Consider the following 22,072-nt stretch of genomic DNA (forward strand, 5'->3'; position numbering starts at 1 on the left):
CGGATGACTTCGCGACAAGTTCGCGATCACGGGATCGCCACTGCGGAAGGCCGGGGGTAGGACGCTGGACACCGTGGATCTGGAGACGCCGAACGTCCCGCGGATGTACGACTACCTGCTGGGCGGCAAGGACAACTTCGCCGCCGACCGGGAGGCGGTGCGGGAGGTCGTCCGCCACGCGCCCGACACGCCTTCCTGGCGCGGGAGAATCGCGCGTTCCTGCGGCGCGCGGTGCGCTTCCTGGCGGAGTCGGGAATCCGGCAGTTCCTCGACATCGGGTCCGGCCTGCCCACGCAGGGGAACGTGCACGAGATCGCCCACCAGGTCGCTCCCGGCGCGCGCGTGGTGTACGTCGACGTGGAGCCGGTCGTGCTCACCCACGGCCGGGCGCTGCTGGCGGGCACGCCGGAGGTCACCGTGATCCAGGGCGACGCCCGCCGCATCGAGGAGATCCTGGACGACGCCGAGGTGCGCCGGCTCATCGACTTCGACCGGCCGGTCGCCGTGCTGATGCTGGCGATGCTGCACTTCATCGGGGACGGCGACGACCCGCACGGGATCGTGGCCCGGGTCCGCGAGGCCATGGCGCCCGGCAGCCACCTGGCGGTGTCGCACGTGACCGGCGACTTCGACACCGACAGCCGGGTGCGGGACGCGGGCGCGGTGTACGAGAAGGCCACCTACCAGATCACGCTGCGCGGACGCTCGGACGTCGCGCGCTTCTTCGACGGTTTCGAACTGGTCGAACCGGGCCTGACCACGCTGTCGCTGTGGCGTCCCGACTCCGATTCCGGCGTCCCGGCGAACGCCGAGCGGCAATGGTGCTACGCGGGCGTGGGCCGCAAAGTCGATTAATCTTCAATCAGTTTTCGGGAATGGCCGGAGCCGTCCCGCCCTGATCACCTCGCCTCTTTCACCTCGGGTCATCGGCATGGGACCGAGGTGACGCGGGCGCGGGCACGGACGATGGGCCGTCCGCGCCCGCGCGCCATTCACCCTCCGTTCACTCGCCGAACAGGCGGCCGTAGTCGGCCATGGCCAGGGCGATGTCGGCCTGGGCCCAGAACCGGTGGTAGGTGAACACCGGCGCGGTGGAACTCGCGCCCGACGCGTACGCCCACACGCGGTCGAAGTCGGGGTCGCTCTTGTAGAACGACCGGATGGACATGAACGTGGACTTGGAGTCGATCGGGTCGCCGTTCGGCATCTTCCCGGTCCAGCCGGACGGCACGTAGACCGGGTCGGCGAGCCGCTTGTAGTCGCTCCGCGTCTCCGGCGCCGACACGCCCTTGCCGTCGGTGTGCTTCCAGATGGCGTCGAGGAGGTCCTTGGCGGCCTGCTTGGCCTTCGCGTCGCCGGACTTGGCCGCGTAGTACGCCAGGGTCTTGGCGTACGCGGCGGCCACGCCGACGTCGTCGCCGTAGTCGGCGACGCTGACGTGCAGCCCGGTGTTGGCCGGGGGCATCCCGGTCGCGCCGGACCAGTCGGCGTCCGGCTGCCCCGTCCACGTCAGCGTGGACGGGATCTTGATCGAGCCGGTCGAGGGGTCGACGGTCGTCTGCGACATGGCCCAGGCCGCCCACTTGGCCAGCAGCGCCTTGGCGTTGGCGTCGCCGGTCTGCTGGTAGTACTCGGCCACCCGCTCCATCGACCACGCCTGGAACCCGAACCACTGGTTGCTGGGCGGGTCGTGGTAGACGGGCTGCCAGTCATAGGCCATCCCGTAGAACTTCGCCGTGCCGGCGGGCGGCTGGCTGTAGCTGCCCTCCCAGCTGTTGGTCGCGCCGCCGGCGATCGCGCCCTCCGCCGACTGCAGCCAGGTGTAGAACTGCAGCTGCCGGGTCAGGCTGTTCTGCCAGTCGGTCTTGGCGGTCGCGCCCTTCGGCGCCATCGCCGGGTCGTTCACCAGCGCGTACGCGGTGAGCGGGTTCTGGTACCCGAAATGGGATGCGCCGTCGCCGATGCGCCACGCCCAGCCCGCGTTGGAGTCCAGCGCGCCGCCCCACGCGTAGTACCAGGACAGCAGGTAGTGCTCGCTGTTCTTCCCGGACCCGGCCGGGCACGACGACGCCGGGTAGCAGTCGCCGATCTTCTTGAAGTACTTGTCGAAGAACGAGTACCGCAGGTAGTCGCCCATCTTCCCGGCCTTGGCGACGGTGCCGGCCACGTCGGAGCCCTTGTCCTGCTCCTTGGCCCACGTGTCCGCCCAGTACGCGGCCTGGATGGCGCGCGCGTCCGCGTCGGGGGCGTCGGTGAACTTCCACTGCTTGGCGTAGCTGGAGTCCTTGATGAACAGGTCCAGGAAGCCGTTGGTGCCGCCGTACTTGAACGCGTCGCACGTCGGCTGCGGGACCGTCTCGAACACCGACTCCTGCGAGCCGCGCTGGTAGGTGTTGATGTAGGACGGGCCGGCGGCGGACGGGCCGTTCTCGCAGCCGCCGCCGGGGGTGTCGCCGTAGCCGTAGACGTTGTCGACGTCCTCCAGCCAGTGCATGCCGTAGATGTCGTCGGTCCCGTACGCCGACTTCAGCTCGCCCGCGATCGGGTCCTGCCCGACGGGGACGCTCCCGTCGATCTGCGACGGGTAGCCGCTGGGCAGCGGGTGCTCGGCGGCGTAGGTGGCGGGCTTGGACGCGTTGTAGAAGGAGTTGGTCGGCTGGTCCGCGTGCGTGGGGATCATGTACTTCTCCATGAGCGCCCACGCGTTGTTGAACGGCGTCCAGTTCTGGGTGACCTTCCCGTACATCGCCTCCAGCCAGATCAGGTAGCTGTAGGCCTCCGACGTCGTCTCGTGGCCGTGGTCGGGGGCCTCGACCATGAACGTCTCGACCGAGTGGTACGGGATGCCCTGCGGGCTGAAGTAGCCGTTCGCCGGGTCCTTGATCTTGTTGTACTGGTCCAGGAACCGCTGGGTGTAGGCGCCGGTGGCGCCGCTCACCTCGGTGACCGTGACGGCCGCGGAGGCGTACCCGGGCGCGCTGGAGGTGAAGGTCGCCTTCCCGGTCGAGGACGCGTCCGCCGTGACCTCCACGTTCTGCGTGGTGGACCAGTTCTGCGGCGTGAAGGTGAGCGTGCCGCCGCCCGTCACCGACAGGCCGGTGCTCCCCGCCGTGCGGGCGGTCGTCACCGTCACGTTCGACGACGGCGCCTGCGACAGCTTCACGCCGAAGGCGGCCTTGCCGCCCTGCGCGACGGTCAGCGACGCGGGCGAGGCGACCACGCTGGCGCTCGCTGCGACGGTGACGCCGACCGGCTCGGACTCGGCGGTCCCGCCGGCGCTGTCGGTCACCTTGGCGTACAGGGAGTAGGTGCCCGCCTTGGACGGCGTCCAGTTCAGGCTGTACGGGGCGCTGGTGTCACCGGCGGCGAGCAGCCCGTCCTGGCTGTAGAACTCGACCTTGCTCACCGTCGCCCCGGACGCCGCCGAGGCGGTGGCCGCCAGCGGGACCGAGTCGCCGAGGCTGTAGGTCGACCCGGCCGCCGGGCTGGTCAGCGCGACGGTCGGCGCCCCGGTGCCCTGGTTGCACCGCACGCCGTTGAGGCTGAACGCCGTGGGGTCGGCGTTGGTGCCGCTGTAGGTGAACTGCGCGCCGACGTTCACCGTCGCGCCGGACGCGAGGCTCCCGTTCCAGCTCTCGTTCTGGACGGTGATGTCCTTGCCGGACTGCGACCACCGGCCGCTCCAGCCGCTCACCAGCTTCTGGTCGCCGCCGTAGGAGTAGGTCAGCTTCCATCCGGTCAGGGCGTCGCCCTGGTTGGTGATGTCGACGCTCGCGGTGAACCCCGAGCCCCAGTCGTTCTTGCTGTAGGAGACCTTGCAGGAGGCCGCCGCCGCCAGCGACGGCGGGGCCGGGGCGGCCAGGCCGCCGCAGACGAGGGTCAGCGCCGCGCTCACCGCCGTGAGCGCGCGCCATCGACGCCGTCTTCGCACGTGTGCATCCTTCCGATCGGGCCCTCGCTCGCGCAGGGCGCAGCCCGCCTCCGGCGGTCGCCGGGACGTTGGTCCCCCGTGGTTCATGCGGTCCGGGCCGGACGGTCCGGGCGCCGGGTCGTCCGCCGCGTCAGGCGGACTCGCGGATGATGAGGCGGGTCCGCAGCACCACGCCGCGGTCCCCGGACGGGCGGCCGCCGGAGCGGGCGCGCAGTTCGCGGGCGAGCCGGGCGCCGAGGTCCTCGGCGGGCCGGCGGACGGTGGTCAGCCGGGGCCGCACCTGCCGGGCGACCGGGGCGTCGTCGAACCCGACGACCGCCACGTCGTCGGGGACCCGCCGGCCGGCCCGCCGCAGGGCGCGCAGCGCTCCGACCGCCATCAGGTCCGAGGCGGCCAGCACGGCGTCGATGCCGGGTCGGCGCTCCAGCAGCCGGCTCATGGCGTGCTCGCCGGACAGCCGGCCGAAGTCGCCGTGCCCGACCAGCCCGGCCACGTCCATCCCGGCCTCCTGCGCCGCCATCCGGTAGCCCGCCAGCCGGTCCACGCCCGCGGCCATGTCGGCCGGGCCCGCGATGGTGGCGATCCGCCGGCGGCCCGAGGCGAGCAGGTGCCGGACGGCGGCGTGCGCCCCGCCGCGGTTGTCGGCGTCCACGTAGGGCAGCCCCACGTCGTCGAGCGGCCGTCCGGCGAGCACGACGGGGGCGCCGGCGGCGGCCCGCAGCACGCACGCGCGCCGGTCGGGGTGCGCGCCGATCAGCAGCACGCCCTCGAAGCGGCCGCCGCGCAGGTAGTCGGCGGCGGTCTCCCATTCGCCCGGCGTGCCGGCCATCAGCACCACCAGGGGCCGGCGGCCGCCGAGCTCGCGCCGCACGCCCCACAGCAGGCCGGCGTGGAACGGGTCGGCGAAGACCCGCGCGCCCTCGTCGCACATCACCACGGCGACCGCGCCGGGCGAGCGGCGGCCCGGCGTGGTCGGGCGGCGCGGCACGTAGCCGAGGCGCTGCGCGGCCTCCTCGACGCGCTCGCGGGCGGTGCGGCTGACGTGGGCCGAGCCGGTGAGGACGCGGGAGGCGGTCGCGGGCGAGACGCCGGCCGCCCGGGCCACCTGCGCCAGGGTCGGCGCGCGGCCCACGGGTTCGCCGGCGCGCGGGCCGGGGCCGGATTCGGTGATCGTCAACGGTGCACTCCCTTCGGGGGTCCCGGCCGCGGGGTGGCCGGCCGGGGAGGTGGGAGTAATGGGAGCGCTCCCAAGAATCAGGTCGGCGCGCCATTGTGTCAAGGGCCGCCTGACCTCCGGCGAACGCCGCCTTCACTCCGCCCGGCGCGATTCGTGAAAACCGTGGAAGAAGGCTTTCCGGGACGGCGCGCGGCGATCTACGGTCGCGTTCGGCCAAGGAAATGGGAGCGCTCCCATAAAGGAGATCACGTGACACCGGAGAATTCATGAGCCCGCTCTCCCCGCGCACCGCCGCCCTGGCGTCCCTCACCGGAGCGCTCTGCCTGGCGGGCGCCCTCACGGCCGGCGCGGGCGCCGGCGCCGTGCTGGGCGCCCGCCCCGCCCACGCCGCCGTCGCCTGCCAGGTCGACTACGCCAAGAACGACTGGGGCACCGGCTTCACCGCGTCCACCACCGTCACCAACCAGGGCCCGGCGCTGACCGGCTGGAAGCTCCAGTACTCCTACGCCGGCGACCAGAGGCTGAGCAGCGGCTGGAACGGCGTGTGGACGCAGTCCGGCAAGCAGGTCACCGTCGGCAACCAGAGCTGGAACGGCTCGGTCGCGTCCGGCGGGTCCGTCCAGGTCGGCGCGAACTTCACCTACAGCGGCACCAACGCCGACCCGACCGCCTTCACCCTCAACGGCACGGCCTGCAACGGCGGCCCACCGCCCACCAGCCCGCCGCCGACCAGTCCCCCGCCGACCAGCCCGCCGCCGTCCGGCCCGGCCCCGAAACTGAAGGTCTCGGGCAACTCCTTCGTGGACGCCTCCGGCCGGACGGTCCGGCTGCGCGGGGTCAACCGGTCGGGCGGCGAGTTCGCCTGCGTGCAGGGCAACGGAATCTGGGACGGCCCGATGGACGCCGCGTCGGTAGCGGCCATCAAGGGCTGGAACGCCAACACCGTCCGCGTCCCGCTCAACGCCGACTGCTGGCTCGGCCTGTCCGACGTCGATCCCGCCTACGGCGGCGCCGCCTACCAGAAGGCGGTCGAGGACTACGTGGGGCTGCTCGTCCAGAACGGCCTGACGCCGATCCTCGACCTGCACTGGACCAACGGGCTGTGGACCGGCAACGACAGCCACTGCCAGACCGCCGACGCGGCCTGCCAGAAGCCGATGCCGGACGCCAAGTACGCGACGGAGTTCTGGAAGCAGGTCGCCGCCGCCTTCAAGGGCGACACCGCCGTGGTGTTCGACCTGTTCAACGAGCCGTACCCGAACAACCTCGGCGTCATGGGCTACGACCAGTCGTGGAAGTGCTGGCGCGACGGCGGCGCCGACTGCACCGGCCTGTCCTACGACGCCGCCGGGATGCAGGACCTGGTGGACGCGGTCCGCGGCGCCGGGGCGTCCAACGTGATCATGGCCGGCGGCAACAGCTACTCCAACGACCTGTCCCAGTGGCTCAACTACAAGCCGGCCGACCCGACCGGGAACCTCGCCGCGTCGTGGCACTCCTACAACTTCAACTACTGCAAGGACGCGGCCTGCTGGGACCAGCAGATCGCACCCGTCGCCGCGCAGGTCCCGCTGGTCGCCGGCGAGATCGGCGAGAACGACTGCGGGCACGGCTACATCGACACGCTCATGGGCTGGCTGGACGCGCACGGGGCCTCCTACCTCGGCTGGACCTGGAACACCTGGAACTGCACCAGCGGCCCGGCGCTCATCAGCTCCTACGACGGCACCCCCACCGCCTACGGCGCCGGGTTCCGCGACCACCTGCGCTCGTGACCCGGCATCACTCCGGCACTTCCCACCCCCCGTCGGTCCTACTGAATCGAGGAGAACCCGGATGAGACATCCATCGGTGCGTCCCGCGGCGCGCCGCGGCCTGGCGGCCGGAGCGGCCGCCGCGCTGCTGGCCACCGGCGCGGTCGTGCTCACGCAGGCGGAGGCCGGCGCGGCCACCGGCTGCAAGGTCGACTACGTCAAGAACGACTGGGGCGGCGGCTTCACCGCCACGGCCACGGTCACCAATCTCGGCGACGCGCTCAGCGGCTGGACGCTCGAGTGGGACTTCGCGGGCGACCAGAAGGTCACCAGCGGCTGGAACGGCACGTTAAGCCAGAGCGGGCAGCACGTCACGGTGAAGAACATGTCCTGGAACGGGTCGCTGGCGACCAACGCCAGCGTGGCCCCCGGCTTCCAGGGGACCTACTCCGGGACGAACGCCGTGCCCGCGTCGTTCAAGCTGAACGGCCAGACGTGCACGGGCGGGACGTCCAGCCCGCCGCCCACCTCTCCCCCGCCGACGTCCCCGCCGCCGACCTCGCCGCCGCCCGGCACCCGGGTGGACAACCCGTTCGCCGGCGCGAAGCAGTACGTCAACCCCGAGTGGTCGGCGCTCGCGGCGGCCGAACCGGGCGGAAGCAAGATCTCCAACCAGCCGACCGCCGTGTGGCTGGACCGCATCGCCGCCATCGAGGGCGTGAACGGCGGCATGGGCCTGCGCGCCCACCTGGACCAGGCGCTCAAGGAGGGCGCCACCTCCGCGGAGTTCGTGATCTACGACCTGCCCGGCCGCGACTGCGCGGCCCTGGCCTCCAACGGCGAGCTCGGCCCCACCGAGATCGACAAGTACAAGACGCAGTACATCGACCCGATCGCCGCCATCATGGGCGACGCCAAGTACGCGGGCATCCGCATCGTGACGGTGGTCGAGCCCGACTCGCTGCCGAACCTCGTCACCAACGCGGGCGGCACCGCCGGCTCCACCGACGCGTGCGCGACGATGAAGGCCAACGGCAACTACGTCAACGGCGTCGCCTACGCGCTGAAGAAGCTGGGCGCCATCCCGAACGTCTACAACTACGTGGACGCCGGCCACCACGCCTGGCTGGGCTGGGACAGCAACTTCAACCCGACGGTCCAGCTGTTCGCCCAGGTCGCCGACGCGTCCGGCAGCAAGTCGAACGTGCACGGCTTCATCACCAACACCGCCAACTACTCGGCCACGAGGGAGCCGTACTTCAAGGTCACCGACACGGTGAACGGCACGACGGTGCGCCAGTCGAAGTGGGTGGACTGGAACAACTACGTGGACGAGCAGTCGTACGCGCAGGCGCTGCGCACCGCCCTGGTGGGCGCGGGCTTCGACTCCCACCTCGGGATGCTGATCGACACCTCGCGCAATGGCTGGGGCGGGTCCGCCCGGCCGACCGGCCCGGGCCCGCTGACGTCGGTGGACGACTACGTCAACGGCGGCCGGATCGACCGCCGCATCCACGCCGGCAACTGGTGCAACCAGAGCGGCGCGGGCCTCGGTGAGCGTCCGACGGCGGACCCGGCGACCGGCATCGACGCCTACGTGTGGGTGAAGCCGCCCGGCGAGTCCGACGGCGCCAGCCAGCCCGTCGACAACAACGAGGGCAAGGGCTTCGACCGCATGTGCGACCCGACGTACACCGGCAACGCCCGCAACGGCAACAACCCGACCGGCGCGCTGCCGAACGCGCCGCTGGCCGGGCACTGGTTCTCGGCCCAGTTCCAGCAACTGCTGAAGAACGCCTACCCGACCCTCCCGTAAGGGAGCGCTCACAGGAGGGCCCGGCCGCCCGCTCTCAGGCGGCCGGGCCCTCCGCCGTTCTGCGGGGGCTCACCATTCCGGCGGCCGGTGGTGGTGCCAGGGTGCGGCGGCCTCGACCTGGGCGCACAGTGCGAGGAGGTTGGCCTCGCCGGCGGGCCGCCCGACCAGGCTCACGCCGACCGGCAGCCCGTCGCCCGTGCGGTGCAGCGGCAGGTTGGCGGCGGGCTGGCCGGTCATGTTGTAGACGCTGGTGAACGCGCTGAAGGCGCTCTGCCGGCGGAGGTTGTCGAGCGGATCGGTGTCCTTCTCGTCGAAGAACTCCACGGGCTGCGGCAGCGCCGCCAGCGTCGGTGTGAGGACGGCGTCGTAGCGGGCCGTCGCCTCGACAGCCGCGCGGGCGGCGCGCTGCATGCCGGCGATCGCGGCGGCGTGGGCGGCGCCGTCGATGCGGCGGCCGTATTCGCGCCAGGCGCGGGTGACCGGACGCAGCTTCTCCTCGTCGTCCGCGTCGACGGTGTGGCCGAGCGACTGCACGCCCCAGACCGTGATGAAGAAGTCGGAGACCTCCGGTCCGAACGGCGTGGGGATGTCCTCGACCTCGTGTCCGAGGTCTTCCAGCAGGCGGGAGGCGTGCTCCCACGCTTCCACGCAGGCCGGGTCGACGTCGATGCCGGGTGCGGCGGGCTTGGCGTAGCGGCCGATGCGCAGCCGTCCGGGCTCCCGCCCGGCGTGGCCGAGGAAGGTCTCGCCGGCGGGCAGCGGCGGCGCCCAGTGCGGGTCGCCGGGCATCGGGACGGCCATCAGGTCGAGCATCGCGGCGGCGTCCCGGACGGTGCGGGCCAGCGGACCCTGGACGGCGAGGCCGTTGACCTCGGCCGCGTCGGGGCCGGCGCTGATCCGGCCGCGGGAGGTCTTGAGCCCGAACAGCCCGCAGCAGCTCGCGGGGATGCGGACCGAGCCGCCGCCGTCGCTGCCGTGCGCGACCGGGGCGAGGCCGAGCGCCACGGCGGTGGCCGCGCCGCCGCTGGAGCCGCCGGACGTCCGCGCGCGGTCCCACGGGTTGCGCGCCGGGCCGGCCAGGTCGTTGTCGGTGTAGCAGCAGAGCCCGAACTCGGGGGTGTTGGTCTTGCCGAGGCTGATCATGCCGCCGCGGCGCAGCAGCGACACCACGTGCGCGTCCCTGCCGGGGACGTGGTCGGCGAAGGCGCGCGAGCCGTAGCCGGTGGGCACGTCCGCCGTCGGCGTCAGGTCCTTGATGGCCGTGGGCACGCCGGACAGCGGCGCGGGGTGCTCCGACCGTCCGGTCATGGTCTCGGCCTGCGCGACCGCCTGTTCTGCGGTGACGGTGACGAACGCGCCGTAGCGCTCGTCGAGCCGCTCGATGCGCGCCAGGTAATGGCGCACGAGTTCCACGGGCGCGACCTCGCCCGCCCGCACCGCGGCGGCCTGTTCGAGCGCGCTGAGTTCGTGCAGTTCCGTCATCGCACCTTCCCTTGACCGGCGGCGGTTTCGTCCGGTACGCACCCCGGAACACCGCACACACTAATACCGACCAGTCGGTATGTCATGGGCCGCCGGGCCCGGCCGCCGTCACGCCATCGGGTCGCTGTGGACCTGGCGACCCGCGAGGAACGTCGCGTCCACCGTCAGGTCCTCGATCTCCTCCGGCGGGACGCGGGTCGGATCGGCGGAGACGACGGCGAGGTCGGCGTACTTCCCCGGCGTGAGGGAGCCGGTGATGCCGTCGGCGTGCAATTGCCAGGCGGCGTCGATGGTCTGGGCACGGAGGGCCTGCCGGACGCTGATCCGCTCATCGATGCCGAACGCGTGGCCCTGACGGGACATGCGCGTCGCGGCCACGGCGATGTTGTGCAACGGGTTCGCCGGAGTGACCGGGGAATCGTTGTGCAGCGAGACGCGCATCCCGGTGCTCAGGGCGGTGCCGATCGGCGCCCAGCGGCCCGCGACGTCCGGGCCGAACAGCTCGTTCAGCACCTCGCCCCAGTAGTAGATGTGGTCGGGGAAAAGGCTGCACGTGATGCCGAGGGAATGGGCGCGCTCGAACTGCTCGGGACGCATGGAGCTGGCGTGCTCGATACGCAGGCGCCGATCGTCCGGACGGCCGCCGAGCATCTCCTCCCAGACGTCCAGGACCTGCTGGACGGCATCGTCGCCGTTGGCATGGCAGGCGAGCTGCCAGCCCTTGGCGTAGTAGGCCCGCGATATCTCCAGCAGCTCGGCGTCGCCGTAATTGGGGGCGTGGCGTTCGCCGGTCGCCAGATAGGGGAAGGACGCGGCGAGATTGCCGGTCCAGGGCGAGCCGTCCGCCCAGGTCTTGATGCCGATCTGGCGGATCATGTCGTCGCCGGTGCCGGGCGCGACGTCGCTTTCCAGAGCGGGCGTCGACACTTCGTAGAGGCGCAGGCGGGTGGTGAGCGGGACGTTCTCCAGCAGCGGCCGGACGCTCGGGTCGAAGGCCATCTCGCTCATCATCGTCACGCCGCGCGCGTTCACGCGTGCGCTCTGCGCCATCAGCGACGGAGCGATGTCGGTGACACCCTCGCGGAGATATCCGGTGACCATCGAAATGGCGGCGGGCTCGTAGGCGGCGCCGTTCAGTTCCCCGGCGGCGTTGCGGCCGAACTGCCCGCCGGGCGGGTCCGGCGTGGTGGGGGTGAGACCGGCCTGGCGCATCGCCACGGTGTTGAAGAACACCGCGTGGCCGGAATTGTGCATGATGATCAGCGGTGAGGCGGGGGCCAGGTCGTCGAGCCAGGAAAGGGTCGGCTCCGGCAATCCCTTCTGCAGGAGCGGCTCCCACCCGTTGCAGACCGTCACCGGGCGGGTGGCAACGGCCTCCCGAATGGCGGTCAGGACCTCATCCGCAGTGGGCAGGACGACGGGGCGGATGTCGACCAGGGCGGGGCTCTGCACGGTGGCGTCGCCCAGGAAATGGCCGTGGGCCTCGACGAACCCGGGCAGGACGCAGCCGTCCACGTCGACGACGCGGGTGGCGGGGCCGCGCAGGGCGTCCAGATCGTCCGGGTCGTCGCCGACGGCGAGGATCCGTTCGCCGCGCACGGCCAGCGCCCCGGCGAACGGCCGGGAGTCGTCCATGGTGACGATCCGGCCCCGCAGGATGAGGTCGGCGGTCACGCCAGGTACGCCAGGGCCGCGCCGGTCAGGGCGGTCGTCCCCGCCTGGACGGACGCCTCGGGATCGGGCGCGAACTGCGAGCTGTGGTTGCCCGGGATCGTCGCCAGCTTCTCCTCCGGGCTGTCCCCCGCCGCGTCCAGCCAGGTCTGGAGCGGGGTGCCGCCGAAGAACCAGAAGTCGGACGGGACGGCGGCGCCGCCGTTGTGCTCGGCGAAGCCGAAGACCGAGAAGTCCTCGCTGCCCATGAGCGGGCCGTGCTCGATCACGGCCTCCGCGCCGAACAGCTCGGTGTGCACGGCGGAGACGCGGGCGTCGGCGGCGGCGTCGTTCACGGTCAGCGGGAAGTCGCCGGAGACGGTCAGCTCGGGCGGCCGGGGGCAGCCGGACGCGGCGCACTCGGCCTCGGCGATCCGGCGGATCGCGGCGAGGACCTGGTCGCGGACCCGCGCGGACTGGCTGCGGAAGTTCAGCGCGACGTGCGCCTCGTCCGGGATCACGTTGGCCTTGGTGCCCGCGCGCACCATGCCGGTGGTGACGACGACCGGCTCGCGCGGCGACACCTCCCGCGACACGATCGTCTGCAGCCGGGTGACCAGGTGCGCGGCGGTGACGACCGGGTCGACGCAGGTCTCCGGGGACGAGCCGTGCCCGCCGCGCCCGAAGATCCGCACGTCCACCGTCGTCGCCGCGGACATGATGAGGCCGGGCCGGTGCACGATCGAGCCCGCCGGGAACGCGCCGACGTGCTGGCCGAGCACCGCGTCCGGGCGCGGCAGCCCCCGCCACGCCGCGTCCCGGACCATCGCCAGCGCGCCGTCGCCGAGCTCCTCGGCCGGCTGCGCGACGGCCAGCAGCGTCCCCGACCAGAGCGACGTCCGCCGGGCGAGCGCCTCGGCGGTGGCGACCAGGCAGGTGACGTGCATGTCGTGCCCGCAGGCGTGCATGACGCCGGGGACGGTGCTGGCGTAGGGAAGGCCGGTCCGCTCGGTGACGGGCAGCGCGTCCATGTCGGCGCGGACCAGCACGACCGGGCCGTCGCCGTTGCGCAGGACGCCGATCACGCCGGTGTCGCCGACGCCCTCGGTGACCTTGAACCCGGCGGCGTGCAGGCGGGCGGCGGCGATCCCTGCGGTGCGGTGCTCCTGCCACGACAGCTCGGGGTGGGCGTGCAGGTCGCGGTACAGCTCCCGCAGGCCGGCGGCGTGCTCGCCGAGGTCGCTGAGGGTCTCGCGGGTCTGCTCCGCGGCGCGGCTGGTCACCTGGTCTCCTTCGGAGGCAGCGACGGCGCGCTCGCGAGCAGCCGTCGGGTGTAGGGGTGCGACGGGGCGGCGTAGATGTCGCCCCGCTCGACGATCACGCCGTGGTGCATGACGGCGACCGAGTCGCTGACGTGCCGGACGACGGCGAGGTCGTGGGAGATGAACAGCATCGTCAGCCGCAGCTCGCCGCGCAGCCGGGCGAGCAGGTTGAGCACCTCGGCCTGGACGGAGCAGTCCAGCGCGGAGGTGATCTCGTCGGCGACGACGACCTCGGGCCGCGCGACGAGCGCGCGGGCGATCGCGATCCGCTGCCGCTGGCCGCCGGAGAACTCGTGCGGGTAGCGGCGGGCGGCGTCGGGTTCGAGCGCGACCATCTCCAGCCCGCCGGCGATCTGGTCGGCGTGCGCGCGGGGGTCGGCGCGGCGCGGGTCGATCGCCTCGGCGAGGGCGCGGCCGATCCGCATCCGCGGGTCGAGGGAGGAGTTCGGGTCCTGCGAGATCAGCTGGATGCGGCGGCGGGCCGCGGTGAGCCGCGCGCCGCGCAGCCCGGACACCTCCGCGCCGTCCAGCAGGACGCGGCCCGACCGGGGGCGGACGAGCCCGACCATGGCCTTGGCCAGCGTCGACTTCCCCGACCCCGACTCGCCGACGAGCCCGACCGTGGTGCCCTCCGGCACCTCCAAGCCGACGTCGTCGAGCACGGTGTGCACGCGGCGCCCGTGCCCGAACACCACGGTGACGTGCTCGGCGGCGAGCTTCGCGGCGGCCGGTCCGGCCGCGGGGGCCTGCTCCAAGGGGAGGGTCATGAGGCGGTCTCCTCCGCAGTGCTGGTGTCCGCTGCATGCTGGTCGAGAACGTGGCAGGCGGCCCGGTGGCCGGCGCCGACGGGGATCGCGGCGGGCAGCACCTCGGCGCATTGCGGCATGACGAGCGCGCAGCGGGACGCGAAGGCGCATCCGGCGGGACGGTCGGCGGGCGCGGGCGGGCGCCCGGGGATCGTGGTCAGCGCGTCCTCGGCGGCCGCGTCCACGCGGGGCGTGGCGTCCAACAGCGCGCGGGTGTAGGGGTGACGGGCGCGTCCGGCGGCGAGGTCCTCGACGGGCAACTCCTCCACGATGCGTCCCGCGTACATCACCAGGACCCGGTGGCACAGGGACGCGATGACCCCGATGTCGTGCGAGATGAACAGCATCGCGGTGCCGCCGCGGCGGTTGGCCTCGCGCAGCAGGTCGAGGATCTCGGCCTGGACGGTGACGTCGAGCGCGGTGGTCGGCTCGTCGGCGACGAGCAGCCGCGGCCCGGTGAGCAGCGCGGAGGCGATCATGGCGCGCTGGCGCATCCCGCCGGACAGCTCGTGCGGGTGCTGGCGCAGCCGCGCGGCCGGACGCGTGATCCGGACCGACTCCAGCGCCTCGGCCGCCCGCGCGCGGGCCGCCTTCCGGTCGAGGCCGCGGTGCCGGCGCAGCACCTCGGTGAGCTGGCCGCCGATGCGCAGCGCCGGGTTGAAGGACGCGGCCGGGTCCTGGTACACGACGCCGATCTCGGTGGCGAGCCGGTCGGGCGCGGCGCCCGCGAGCAGGTCCAGATCGTCCAGCCGGAGGGTGCGGGCGTCGGCGGTGACGGTGTCGGGCAGCAGCCGGGCGACGGCCATCGCGGTCAGGCTCTTGCCCGACCCCGACTCGCCGACGACCCCGACGATCTCGCCGGGACGGACGGTGAACGACACGCCGTCCACGAGGTCGACGCCTCCGGCCGAGACGCGCAGCCCGTCCACGGTGAGCAGCGCCTCGTCGTCCAGAGCCGCCGCCGGAGCCGCGACCGGGGCGGGCGCCTTCTTCAGGCGGCCGGAGATCCCAATGCGATGCGGGTCGGCGCCCGCCGCGAGCCCGTCGCCGACGAAGCTCGCCAGCACGCCGGTCAGCGTGATCGCGACCGCGGGGCCGAGGGCCTCCGCCGGGTTGGTGTAGAGCGCGTCCAGGCCGGTGTTGAGCAGCGCGCCCCAGTCGTAGGACGGCGCCTGCACGCCGAGCCCGATGAACGACAGCCCCGACAGCGCCGTCAGCGTCCCGGCGAACGCGACCGACAGCAGCACCAGCAGCGGCTCGGCGATGTTCGGCAGCAGGTGCCGGACGAGGATCCGGTGCGGCGGGACGCCGAGCAGCCGCGCGGCGGCGACGAAGTCGCGGCCGGCGACGGACGCGGCGAGGTTGGCGGTGAGCCGCGCGAACGCCGGGCTCCACGCCACGCCGATCGCGACGACGGCCGCGGCGGTCCCCGCGCCGAGGATCGCCGCGACCGCCAGCGCCAGGATGACGGCCGGGTAGGACACCATGACGTCGATGAGCCGCAGCCCGGCCTCCCGCACGCGCCGGCCCGACACCCACACGGCGGTGCCGAGCAGGATCCCGGCCGTCCCGGCGATCGCGGTGGCGGCCAGCGTCATGACGAGAGTGAGGCGGGTGGCGGCGAGCGTGCGGGCCAGCACGTCGCGGCCGAGCGCGTCGGTGCCGAGCCAGTGCTCGCCGGACGCGCCCTCGCGGGCGGCGCCGGACAGGTGCGCCGCGTCCCCGCCCCAGATCAGCGGGGCGGCCACGGCGAGGACGGCGATCAGGCCGAGCCCGGCCAGCCCGGCGGCCAGGCCCCGGGACGAGCGGATCACGAGGTGCTCCTAGCGGTGAGCGTGCGCGGGTCGAGCAGGCCGAGCAGCACGTCGATGAGCAGGTTGAGCAGGGCGGCGAGGACGCCGAGCACCAGCACGGTGCCCTGGATGACCGGATAGTCGCGGTTGATGATCGCCTGCACCACCCGGCCGCCGAGACCGGGCCAGGCGAACACGCTCTCCACGATGATCGTGCCGCCGAGCATCGCGGTCAGCATCAGCCCGCCCATGGTGAGCGTGCCGGTCAGCAGGTTCGGCAGCGCGTGCCGCGCGTACAGGGCGAGCGGCGGCAGCCGGCGGCCGCGCGCGGTGCGCATGTAGTCCTGGTTCAGCACCACGGCGGCCTCCCGCCGGACGATCCTGGCCAGCACGCACGTCGACGGCAGCGCCACCGCCACCACCGGCAGGACCAGCGCGGACAGGCTGGCCGCGCCGGCGGCCGGCAGCATCCGCAGCGAGATCGCGAAGACCAGGACCAGCAGCGTGCCGAGGACGTACTCGGGGGTGGCGCCGACCAGGCCGGTGAGGAAGGTGAACGCCGCGTCCAGCCGCCGGCGGCGCCCGCCGCGGGTCGCGACGGCGACGCCCATCCCGAGCGGGACCGCGGCGGCCAGCACCAGGACGATCGCCAGGAACGCCAGCTCGGCGGTGAACGGCAGCCGCCCGCTGATCACGTCCGCGACCGGCTCGCGGGTCTGGAAGGACGTGCCGAGGTCGCCGTGCAGGAGGCCGGAGACGTAGGAGCCGAACTGCGCGGGCAGGGAGCGGTCCAGCCCGAGCTCGTGCCGGAACCGCGCCACCTGCGCGCCGGTCGCGTCCGTCCCGGCCAGCGCCCGCGCCGGGTCGCCCGGGATCAGCTGCACCATCAGGAACGTGACCACGACGAGGGTGACGAGCACCCCGGCCAGCCCGGCCAGGCGGCGCGCCAGGAACCCGATCCACGGGTTCCGGACGCGGCCGCCCGCCCTGCCCGGCGACGGCACCGGGGCCGGGGCCTCCTGCACGGCGGCCGTCATCAGCCCTGCACCCGGAACGAGGTCGGGTCGACGGCGCCGCCGCTGACGACGGCGTCGGCGCTCTTGCCGAGCACGAACGCGACGGGGACGGTGGACAGCGGCACGACGTCGTCGCGCTCCAGCAGCGCCTTCTGCGCCGCGCCCCACGCCGCGCACTTGCCGGCCTGGTCCGTGGTGGCCATGGCCTTGGCGAACCCGGCGTCGAAGCCGGCGTTGCCGATCCCGCCGAAGTTGCGGCCCTCGGGCGGGTTCGGGCCGGTGAGCAGGATCGCGCCCGCGGTGAGCGTCCCGGAGAAGTTCAGGTGCGCCATCACCGTGACGTCCCAGTCGCCCTTGTTGGCCAGGACGTCCGACGCCCACGTGGCGTTGTCGACATTGCGCAGTTCGACCTTGGCGCCCAGGGCGCGCAGAGCCTCCTGCACGTAGGTGTTACCGGAGCCGCCCGCGACGCTGTTCGTCCCGTTGAGCTTCAGGGAGACGCCGTTCAGCGCCTTCTTGGCCGCCGACGAGTCGGTCTTGGTGACGATCGAGCCGTCGGTGTTCGCGCACTGGCTGGTGCTGTCGCTCCAGCTCTTCATCACCTCGCCCTTGCCGCCGTAGACCTTGTTGAAGGCGGCGGGGTCGAGGGCCTGCGCGACCGCCTTGCGGAACTTCGGATCGGCGCCGGGGTGGCCCTTGCGCTCGTTGAACACGACGAACATCCGCAGCAGCGGCTGGACGTGGAGGTGGTAGCCGCCGCCGGCGAACCGGGCCGCGTCGGGACCGGTGAACGCCGCGTAGTCCAGCTCGCCCGTGCTGAGCTGGTTGGCCGCGGTGCTCTCGTTCGACACGACCGACAGCCGGACCGTGGCCGGGCGGTCGCCCGCGGGCACCTTCGCCTTCCGGTAGGCGGGGAAGGCGTTGTAGCCGTCGCGGAGCTTGAAGGTGTACTGCCGGCCGCGCTGCGCGTCGCTCAGCGTGTAGGGGCCGGTGCCCGCGCCCGGGACGGGCTCCTGGCCGAGGGCCTTGGGGTCCTTGAGGCCGGGCGGGCAGACGATGCCGGCGTTGGTCATCGCCATGGCGGGCACCAGGTCCGACCACGGCCTGGACAGCTTGACCGTGACCGTGCGGGCCGCGTCGTCGGAGGCCACCGTGACCTTGGCGCCGGGGCCGAACGCCAGCCCGGTCCCTGCGGCGCCGGTCTTCGGGTCGGCCCACCGGCGCAGCGACGCGGCGACGTCGCCGGCGGTCAGCGGCTTGCCGTCCGAGCAGGTCAGGCCGCCGCGGAGGGTGAAGGTGGCCGAGTCGGGCGCGGCCGTCCACTTCTCCGCCAGGCCGGGTACGACCGACTGGTCGGCGTCCCGGTAGACCAGGGTGCCGAACTGCATCCGGGCGAGGGAGTAGTCGGTGGCGGCGGTGCCGAGCGCCGGGTCGAAGGTGTTGGCGTCGGAGGTCACGGCGTACCGGAACGGGCCGCTGCCACCGCCCGCGGACGGCTCCGACGAGGTGGTGCAGCCGGCGGCGACGAGGGCCGCCGCGGCCGCCAGCACGGCCGCGGCGGCGGAGCGGGAACGAACCATGGACTTCTCCCGGGGGGGCGAGGAACGAGGGTGGGAGCGAATGCAGACCAGGATCGGGGTAGCCGCGAAATCTCCAGTAGATTGCACGAATGCTCGGTGAACACCCCTTGTCGTGCACGGATCCGTCGCATGGATGAGCTCGACCTCGCGCTGGTGAACGCGCTCCAGCACGACCCGCGCGCGTCCTGGGCGCGGCTCGCCCGCCCGCTCGGCGTCGACGCGGCCACGCTGTCGCGGCGCTGGGCGCGGCTCAGCTCGTCCGGCGAGGCGTGGGTCACCTGCTCCCCCGGGCCCTCCCAGCTCGACTTCGGCGCGTTCGCGCTGGTCGAGGTCGGCTGCCTGCCGGGGGCGAACCAGCGCATCGCCGCGGAGATCACCGCCGACCCCTGCGCGGGCAGCGTCGAGCACACCACCGGCAACCGCGACCTGCTGCTGACCGTCACCGCGATGAGCGTCGCGGCCGTCAGCGCGTACGTCCTGGACCGGCTCGGCGGCATCGACGGCGTCACCTTCACCCGCACCCATCTCAGCCATCGGCTGCACCGCGAGGCCAGCCGGTGGCGGCTGGACTCCCTCAGCCAGGACCAGCGCCGCGACCTGGAGCGCGGCGCGGCGTCCGGCGGCGGGCAGGAGCCCGGGCCGCTGCGCGACGACGAGGTGGCGATCATGCTCGCGCTCGCCGCCGACGGCCGCCGCTCGCATGCCTCGCTCGCCGCCGAGCTCGGCATGCCGGAGGCGCGGGTGCGGCGCGCGCTCACCGGGATGCTGTCCAGCGGCCGGGCGGTGCTGCGGTGCGAGGCCGCGCACTGGCTGGCCGGCTGGCGGGTGACCGGGATGCTGTGGCTGAACGTCCCGCCGCCGCGGCTGCGGGCGGTCGCCGACGGCATCGCGACGATGCGCGAGGCCCGCATGGTCTGCTCGGTCGTCGGCCGCGCGAACCTCATGGTCAACGTCTGGGTGCACGGCATGCGGGAGCTCGCGGCGTTCCAGGCCCGGCTCGCCTCCCTGTATCCGGACATCCAGATCGTGGAGCAGTCGGTGACGCTGAAATGGGTCAAGCGGGTGGGCCGGCTGCTGGACGAGAGGGGCCGCAGCATCGGCTGCGTCCCCCTGGACCCGCGCCTGGCGACGGCGCCCGCGCCCGGCTGATCCGGCTCAGCCGCGGATGGAGGGGCGTCCCGCGATCAGGTCGCCCACGCGGGTGGCGAGCCGCTGGACGGGCCGCCGGTACCGGCGCTCGCGGGCCAGCGCGCGGCGCTCCTTGCGCGAGCCCGGCGGGTAGCGGCGCCGCGCCCAGGGCGAGCCGGGACGGGCCAGCCGGACCGCGCCGACCAGCGCGACGATCCCGATGAACAGCCCGACCAGGCCCGTCCACGTCTTGCCCTTGAGCAGCGCGACGACCGCGAGGCCGAGGTCGACCAGCAGGACGGCGGCCAGGCCCCAGCCGCCGCTCGCCTCGCCCTCGCTGGCGAACGCGTCCCCGCCGAGGGGCCGCAGCCCGACCAGCAGCAGCCCGCACAGCGCGACCGTGACGAACACGACCTCGACCGACAGCCGGCCCTGCTCGGTCCAGTAGACGTCCTTCAGGTGCAGGACCAGGGCGAACTCGTCCAGGACCAGGGCCATGCCCACGCCGAACACGGCCGCGGACGCCGCCGCCCAGCCCGAGGAGTCATCGGTGATCGCCAGCCCGCCGACGCCGCCGACGCACATGAACACCAGGCCGAACACCACGTGGTGGACGTGGTGGCCGCCGGGCGCGACGTTGCCCGGCCACCACCGCACCCGCCGCCGGATCATCCGCACGCTGAACCGGATGAACAGGAACCCGGCGATGAACGCGACGAAGAAGCAGAACAGCCTCAGCCGCCCCGTGTCGGCGATCTCCCGGGTGAACCACGCGCCCATGCCGGGCACGTTCCCCGTCCCGCGCAAAGGCAGGGCAGGCCGCGGGTGAACGCGCGGTCGCGGGAACCGCGGCTACTTGCTGGGCTGCGGTGTCTTGCAGTGGACCTTCGGGTTCGCGCCCACGTAGTTGAGCGGGCCCGCCAGGATCGTCACCACGATGGTGCCGGCCTTGGCGCAGCTGGCCTTCCGGTCGTCGTAGTAATGCCGCTGACCTGCCGCGATGGCACCAATGATCAGCCATATGAGCACGATCGCCGTTCCGACGCGCAATGCTGCCTCCGGGGGCGTGGTCCGTCCGGCGACTCCGTACGGTGGGACGTGATCGTAGACCCGCTCCGGCGTCCTGTCACGGGCCGGGCCGGGTCGCGCGCCCGGGCCGCGTCCGCCGGACCCCGGCGCGGGGAACGGACGCCGCCCTAAGCTCGTCGGAAAGGGACGGACCGACACACGAGCACGAGTGCGGAGGACGGACATGGGCGACGAGGTCGCGCACGACAGGTCGGGGCAGCTCAAGCAGATCGAGAGCGGGCTGCTGCCCGGCGAGCAGGTCATCGCGGTCTACGACGCGGTCGGCGCCGGCACCGGGTTCGTCGGGCTCACCGACCGGCGGGTGATCATCCAGGACAAGAGCTTCGCCGGCAAGAAGTACGCGATCACCAGCATCCCGTACTCCAAGATCACTTCGGTCAGCGTGGTCAGCAACAAGTCGTGGGCGGGCCCCTACTTCTCCTCCGGCTCGATCGCGATCAACGTCGGGACGCTGAGCTACGAGGTCGAGTTCCGCGGCGCCGACAAGAGCCACCACGTGCACAACGTGATCCTGGACCTCATCTCCCGCTAGCCCCCGCGGCTTTGGAAGCCGCGCCCCGGCCGGGGCGCGGCTTCGCCCTCCGGATCGATGGTGGCTTTCCGCGACGTAGGACCTGCGCACGGTGATCGCCATCCACTAGACTGGCGGCTCCTCGACCCACCCCCGCTCCCAGTCGAGGGGACGCCATGACAGACCGCCAGCCCCCCGGCCCCGCCTCCACGGGCGCCGCCCTCAACCGCATCTACGACTACTCGCTCGGCGGCAAGGACAACTACTGCGCCGACCGCGCCGTCGCCATCGAGGCGTTCGACGCCTTCCAGGCCGCCCGGCTGCTGCCCCGCGAGAACCGCAAGTTCCTGCGCCGCGCCGTCCGCCACATGCTGGACGAGGGCGTCCGGCAGTTCCTCGACGTCGGCTGCGGCCTGCCCGGCAGGGGCAACGTGCACGAGGTCGTGCACGCCCGCGACCCCGCCGGGCGGGTGGTGTACGTCGACAACGACCGCGTCGCCGTCGTCCACTACCAGGCGCTGCTGCACGCCGTGCCGAACGCGGCGGCGGTGCACGGCGACGCCCGCAAGCCGCACGCGGTCCTCGCCGACCCGGAGGTCACCGCGCTCATCGACCTGCGCCGGCCGGTCGGCGTGCTGATGACCGCGACGCTCGACGCGATCCTCGACGAGGAGGACCCCGAGGGGATCGTCCGCGCGTTCGCCGGCGCGATGGCGCCGGGCTCCCACCTGGCGATCTGCGACTTCACCGACGACGCGATGACGCCCGGCGAGCGCGCCGTCCAGGAGCGGATCATCGCCGAGGCGGGGCTGGTGTTCACCGCCCGCTCCCGGGCCCGGATCGCCGCGTTCTTCGACGGGCTGGAGCTGGTCGAGCCCGGTCTCGTCCCCGCGCCCGAGTGGCGCCCGGACCGGCCGCACGAGCCCGCGACGGGCTGGCTGGTGGCGGGCGTCGCCCGCAAACCCTGACGCCCCGGACGCCGGCGGTCCCGGGCCGCCGGCGGCCGGACACCGACGA

The 22,072-nt window shown here is 73.2% G+C and carries 16 protein-coding genes and 1 pseudogene; 6 read left to right on the forward strand and 11 right to left on the reverse strand.

Annotation, left to right across the window (positions count from 1 at the left end; all coding sequences use genetic code 11):
* The first annotated feature begins 103 nt into the window (after positions 1 to 103).
* Positions 104 to 855 (forward strand): annotated as a pseudogene (locus QP089_RS35245) (SAM-dependent methyltransferase).
* 148 nt (positions 856 to 1,003) lie between these two features.
* Here QP089_RS35245 and QP089_RS35250 read toward each other — a convergent pair.
* Positions 1,004 to 3,931, reverse strand: coding sequence for a glycoside hydrolase family 48 protein (locus tag QP089_RS35250; protein WP_285917712.1), 2,928 nt, complete (start codon positions 3,929 to 3,931; stop codon positions 1,004 to 1,006).
* A 130-nt stretch (positions 3,932 to 4,061) separates the two neighbouring features.
* A complete protein-coding gene (locus QP089_RS35255; protein WP_285917714.1) occupies positions 4,062 to 5,108 on the reverse strand; it encodes a LacI family DNA-binding transcriptional regulator in 1,047 nt (348 codons plus the stop codon).
* 266 nt (positions 5,109 to 5,374) lie between these two features.
* On the opposite strand from QP089_RS35255, the gene QP089_RS35260 reads away from it, so the two are divergent.
* The gene (locus tag QP089_RS35260; RefSeq protein ID WP_285917715.1) at positions 5,375 to 6,883 is read left to right on the forward strand and encodes a cellulase family glycosylhydrolase; all 1,509 of its coding nucleotides are present in this window, start codon (positions 5,375 to 5,377) and stop codon (positions 6,881 to 6,883) included.
* A gap of 61 nt (positions 6,884 to 6,944) precedes the next feature.
* Positions 6,945 to 8,678 carry a glycoside hydrolase family 6 protein gene (locus QP089_RS35265; RefSeq protein ID WP_285917717.1) on the forward strand — a complete coding sequence of 578 codons (1,734 nt, stop codon included), beginning with the start codon at positions 6,945 to 6,947 and terminating at the stop codon, positions 8,676 to 8,678.
* Between the two features lie 69 nt (positions 8,679 to 8,747).
* Here QP089_RS35265 and QP089_RS35270 read toward each other — a convergent pair whose 3' ends face one another.
* The 7 genes from QP089_RS35270 to QP089_RS35300 all read right to left on the reverse strand — a co-directional run bounded on the left by QP089_RS35270 (position 8,748) and on the right by QP089_RS35300 (position 18,327).
* Complete coding sequence (locus tag QP089_RS35270; protein ID WP_285917719.1) at positions 8,748 to 10,160, reverse strand: amidase; 1,413 nt, start codon at positions 10,158 to 10,160, stop codon at positions 8,748 to 8,750.
* Positions 10,161 to 10,268: 108 nt separating this feature from the next.
* Positions 10,269 to 11,834: an amidohydrolase gene (locus QP089_RS35275; protein ID WP_285917721.1), complete on the reverse strand. Its 1,566-nt coding sequence runs from the start codon at positions 11,832 to 11,834 to the stop codon at positions 10,269 to 10,271.
* Complete coding sequence (locus tag QP089_RS35280; protein ID WP_285917723.1) at positions 11,831 to 13,093, reverse strand: amidohydrolase; 1,263 nt, start codon at positions 13,091 to 13,093, stop codon at positions 11,831 to 11,833. The genes QP089_RS35275 and QP089_RS35280 overlap by 4 nt, the downstream gene beginning before the upstream one ends.
* Positions 13,090 to 13,899 carry an ABC transporter ATP-binding protein gene (locus tag QP089_RS35285; RefSeq protein ID WP_285917725.1) on the reverse strand — a complete coding sequence of 270 codons (810 nt, stop codon included), beginning with the start codon at positions 13,897 to 13,899 and terminating at the stop codon, positions 13,090 to 13,092. The genes QP089_RS35280 and QP089_RS35285 overlap by 4 nt, the downstream gene beginning before the upstream one ends.
* Positions 13,896 to 15,752: a dipeptide/oligopeptide/nickel ABC transporter permease/ATP-binding protein gene (locus QP089_RS35290; RefSeq protein WP_285917727.1), complete on the reverse strand. Its 1,857-nt coding sequence runs from the start codon at positions 15,750 to 15,752 to the stop codon at positions 13,896 to 13,898. The genes QP089_RS35285 and QP089_RS35290 overlap by 4 nt, the downstream gene beginning before the upstream one ends.
* The gene (locus QP089_RS35295; RefSeq protein ID WP_285917729.1) at positions 15,749 to 16,768 is read right to left on the reverse strand and encodes an ABC transporter permease; all 1,020 of its coding nucleotides are present in this window, start codon (positions 16,766 to 16,768) and stop codon (positions 15,749 to 15,751) included. Before QP089_RS35295 ends, QP089_RS35290 begins: the two co-directional genes overlap by 4 nt.
* The gene (locus QP089_RS35300; protein ID WP_285917730.1) at positions 16,768 to 18,327 is read right to left on the reverse strand and encodes an ABC transporter substrate-binding protein; all 1,560 of its coding nucleotides are present in this window, start codon (positions 18,325 to 18,327) and stop codon (positions 16,768 to 16,770) included. The genes QP089_RS35295 and QP089_RS35300 overlap by 1 nt, the downstream gene beginning before the upstream one ends.
* A 129-nt stretch (positions 18,328 to 18,456) precedes the next feature.
* Here QP089_RS35300 and QP089_RS35305 point away from each other — a divergent pair, with 129 nt between their 5' ends.
* Positions 18,457 to 19,476, forward strand: a complete 1,020-nt coding sequence (locus QP089_RS35305; RefSeq protein ID WP_285917733.1) for an Lrp/AsnC family transcriptional regulator — start codon at positions 18,457 to 18,459, stop codon at positions 19,474 to 19,476.
* Between the two features lie 6 nt (positions 19,477 to 19,482).
* Here the strand turns inward: QP089_RS35305 and QP089_RS35310 are convergent, their stop codons facing one another.
* Positions 19,483 to 20,235 carry a hypothetical protein gene (locus tag QP089_RS35310; RefSeq protein WP_285917736.1) on the reverse strand — a complete coding sequence of 251 codons (753 nt, stop codon included), beginning with the start codon at positions 20,233 to 20,235 and terminating at the stop codon, positions 19,483 to 19,485.
* A gap of 72 nt (positions 20,236 to 20,307) precedes the next feature.
* The gene (locus QP089_RS35315; protein ID WP_285917739.1) at positions 20,308 to 20,484 is read right to left on the reverse strand and encodes a hypothetical protein; all 177 of its coding nucleotides are present in this window, start codon (positions 20,482 to 20,484) and stop codon (positions 20,308 to 20,310) included.
* Positions 20,485 to 20,707: 223 nt separating this feature from the next.
* On the opposite strand from QP089_RS35315, the gene QP089_RS35320 reads away from it, so the two are divergent.
* Both QP089_RS35320 and QP089_RS35325 read left to right on the forward strand, forming a co-directional pair.
* Positions 20,708 to 21,076, forward strand: coding sequence for a PH domain-containing protein (locus QP089_RS35320; protein WP_285917740.1), 369 nt, complete (start codon positions 20,708 to 20,710; stop codon positions 21,074 to 21,076).
* 155 nt (positions 21,077 to 21,231) lie between these two features.
* Positions 21,232 to 22,023: an SAM-dependent methyltransferase gene (locus QP089_RS35325; protein WP_285917742.1), complete on the forward strand. Its 792-nt coding sequence runs from the start codon at positions 21,232 to 21,234 to the stop codon at positions 22,021 to 22,023.
* The last annotated feature ends 49 nt before the right edge of the window (positions 22,024 to 22,072 follow it).

Source organism: Actinomadura opuntiae, from assembly GCF_030283205.1.
In the GTDB taxonomy this organism is placed as follows: domain Bacteria; phylum Actinomycetota; class Actinomycetes; order Streptosporangiales; family Streptosporangiaceae; genus Spirillospora.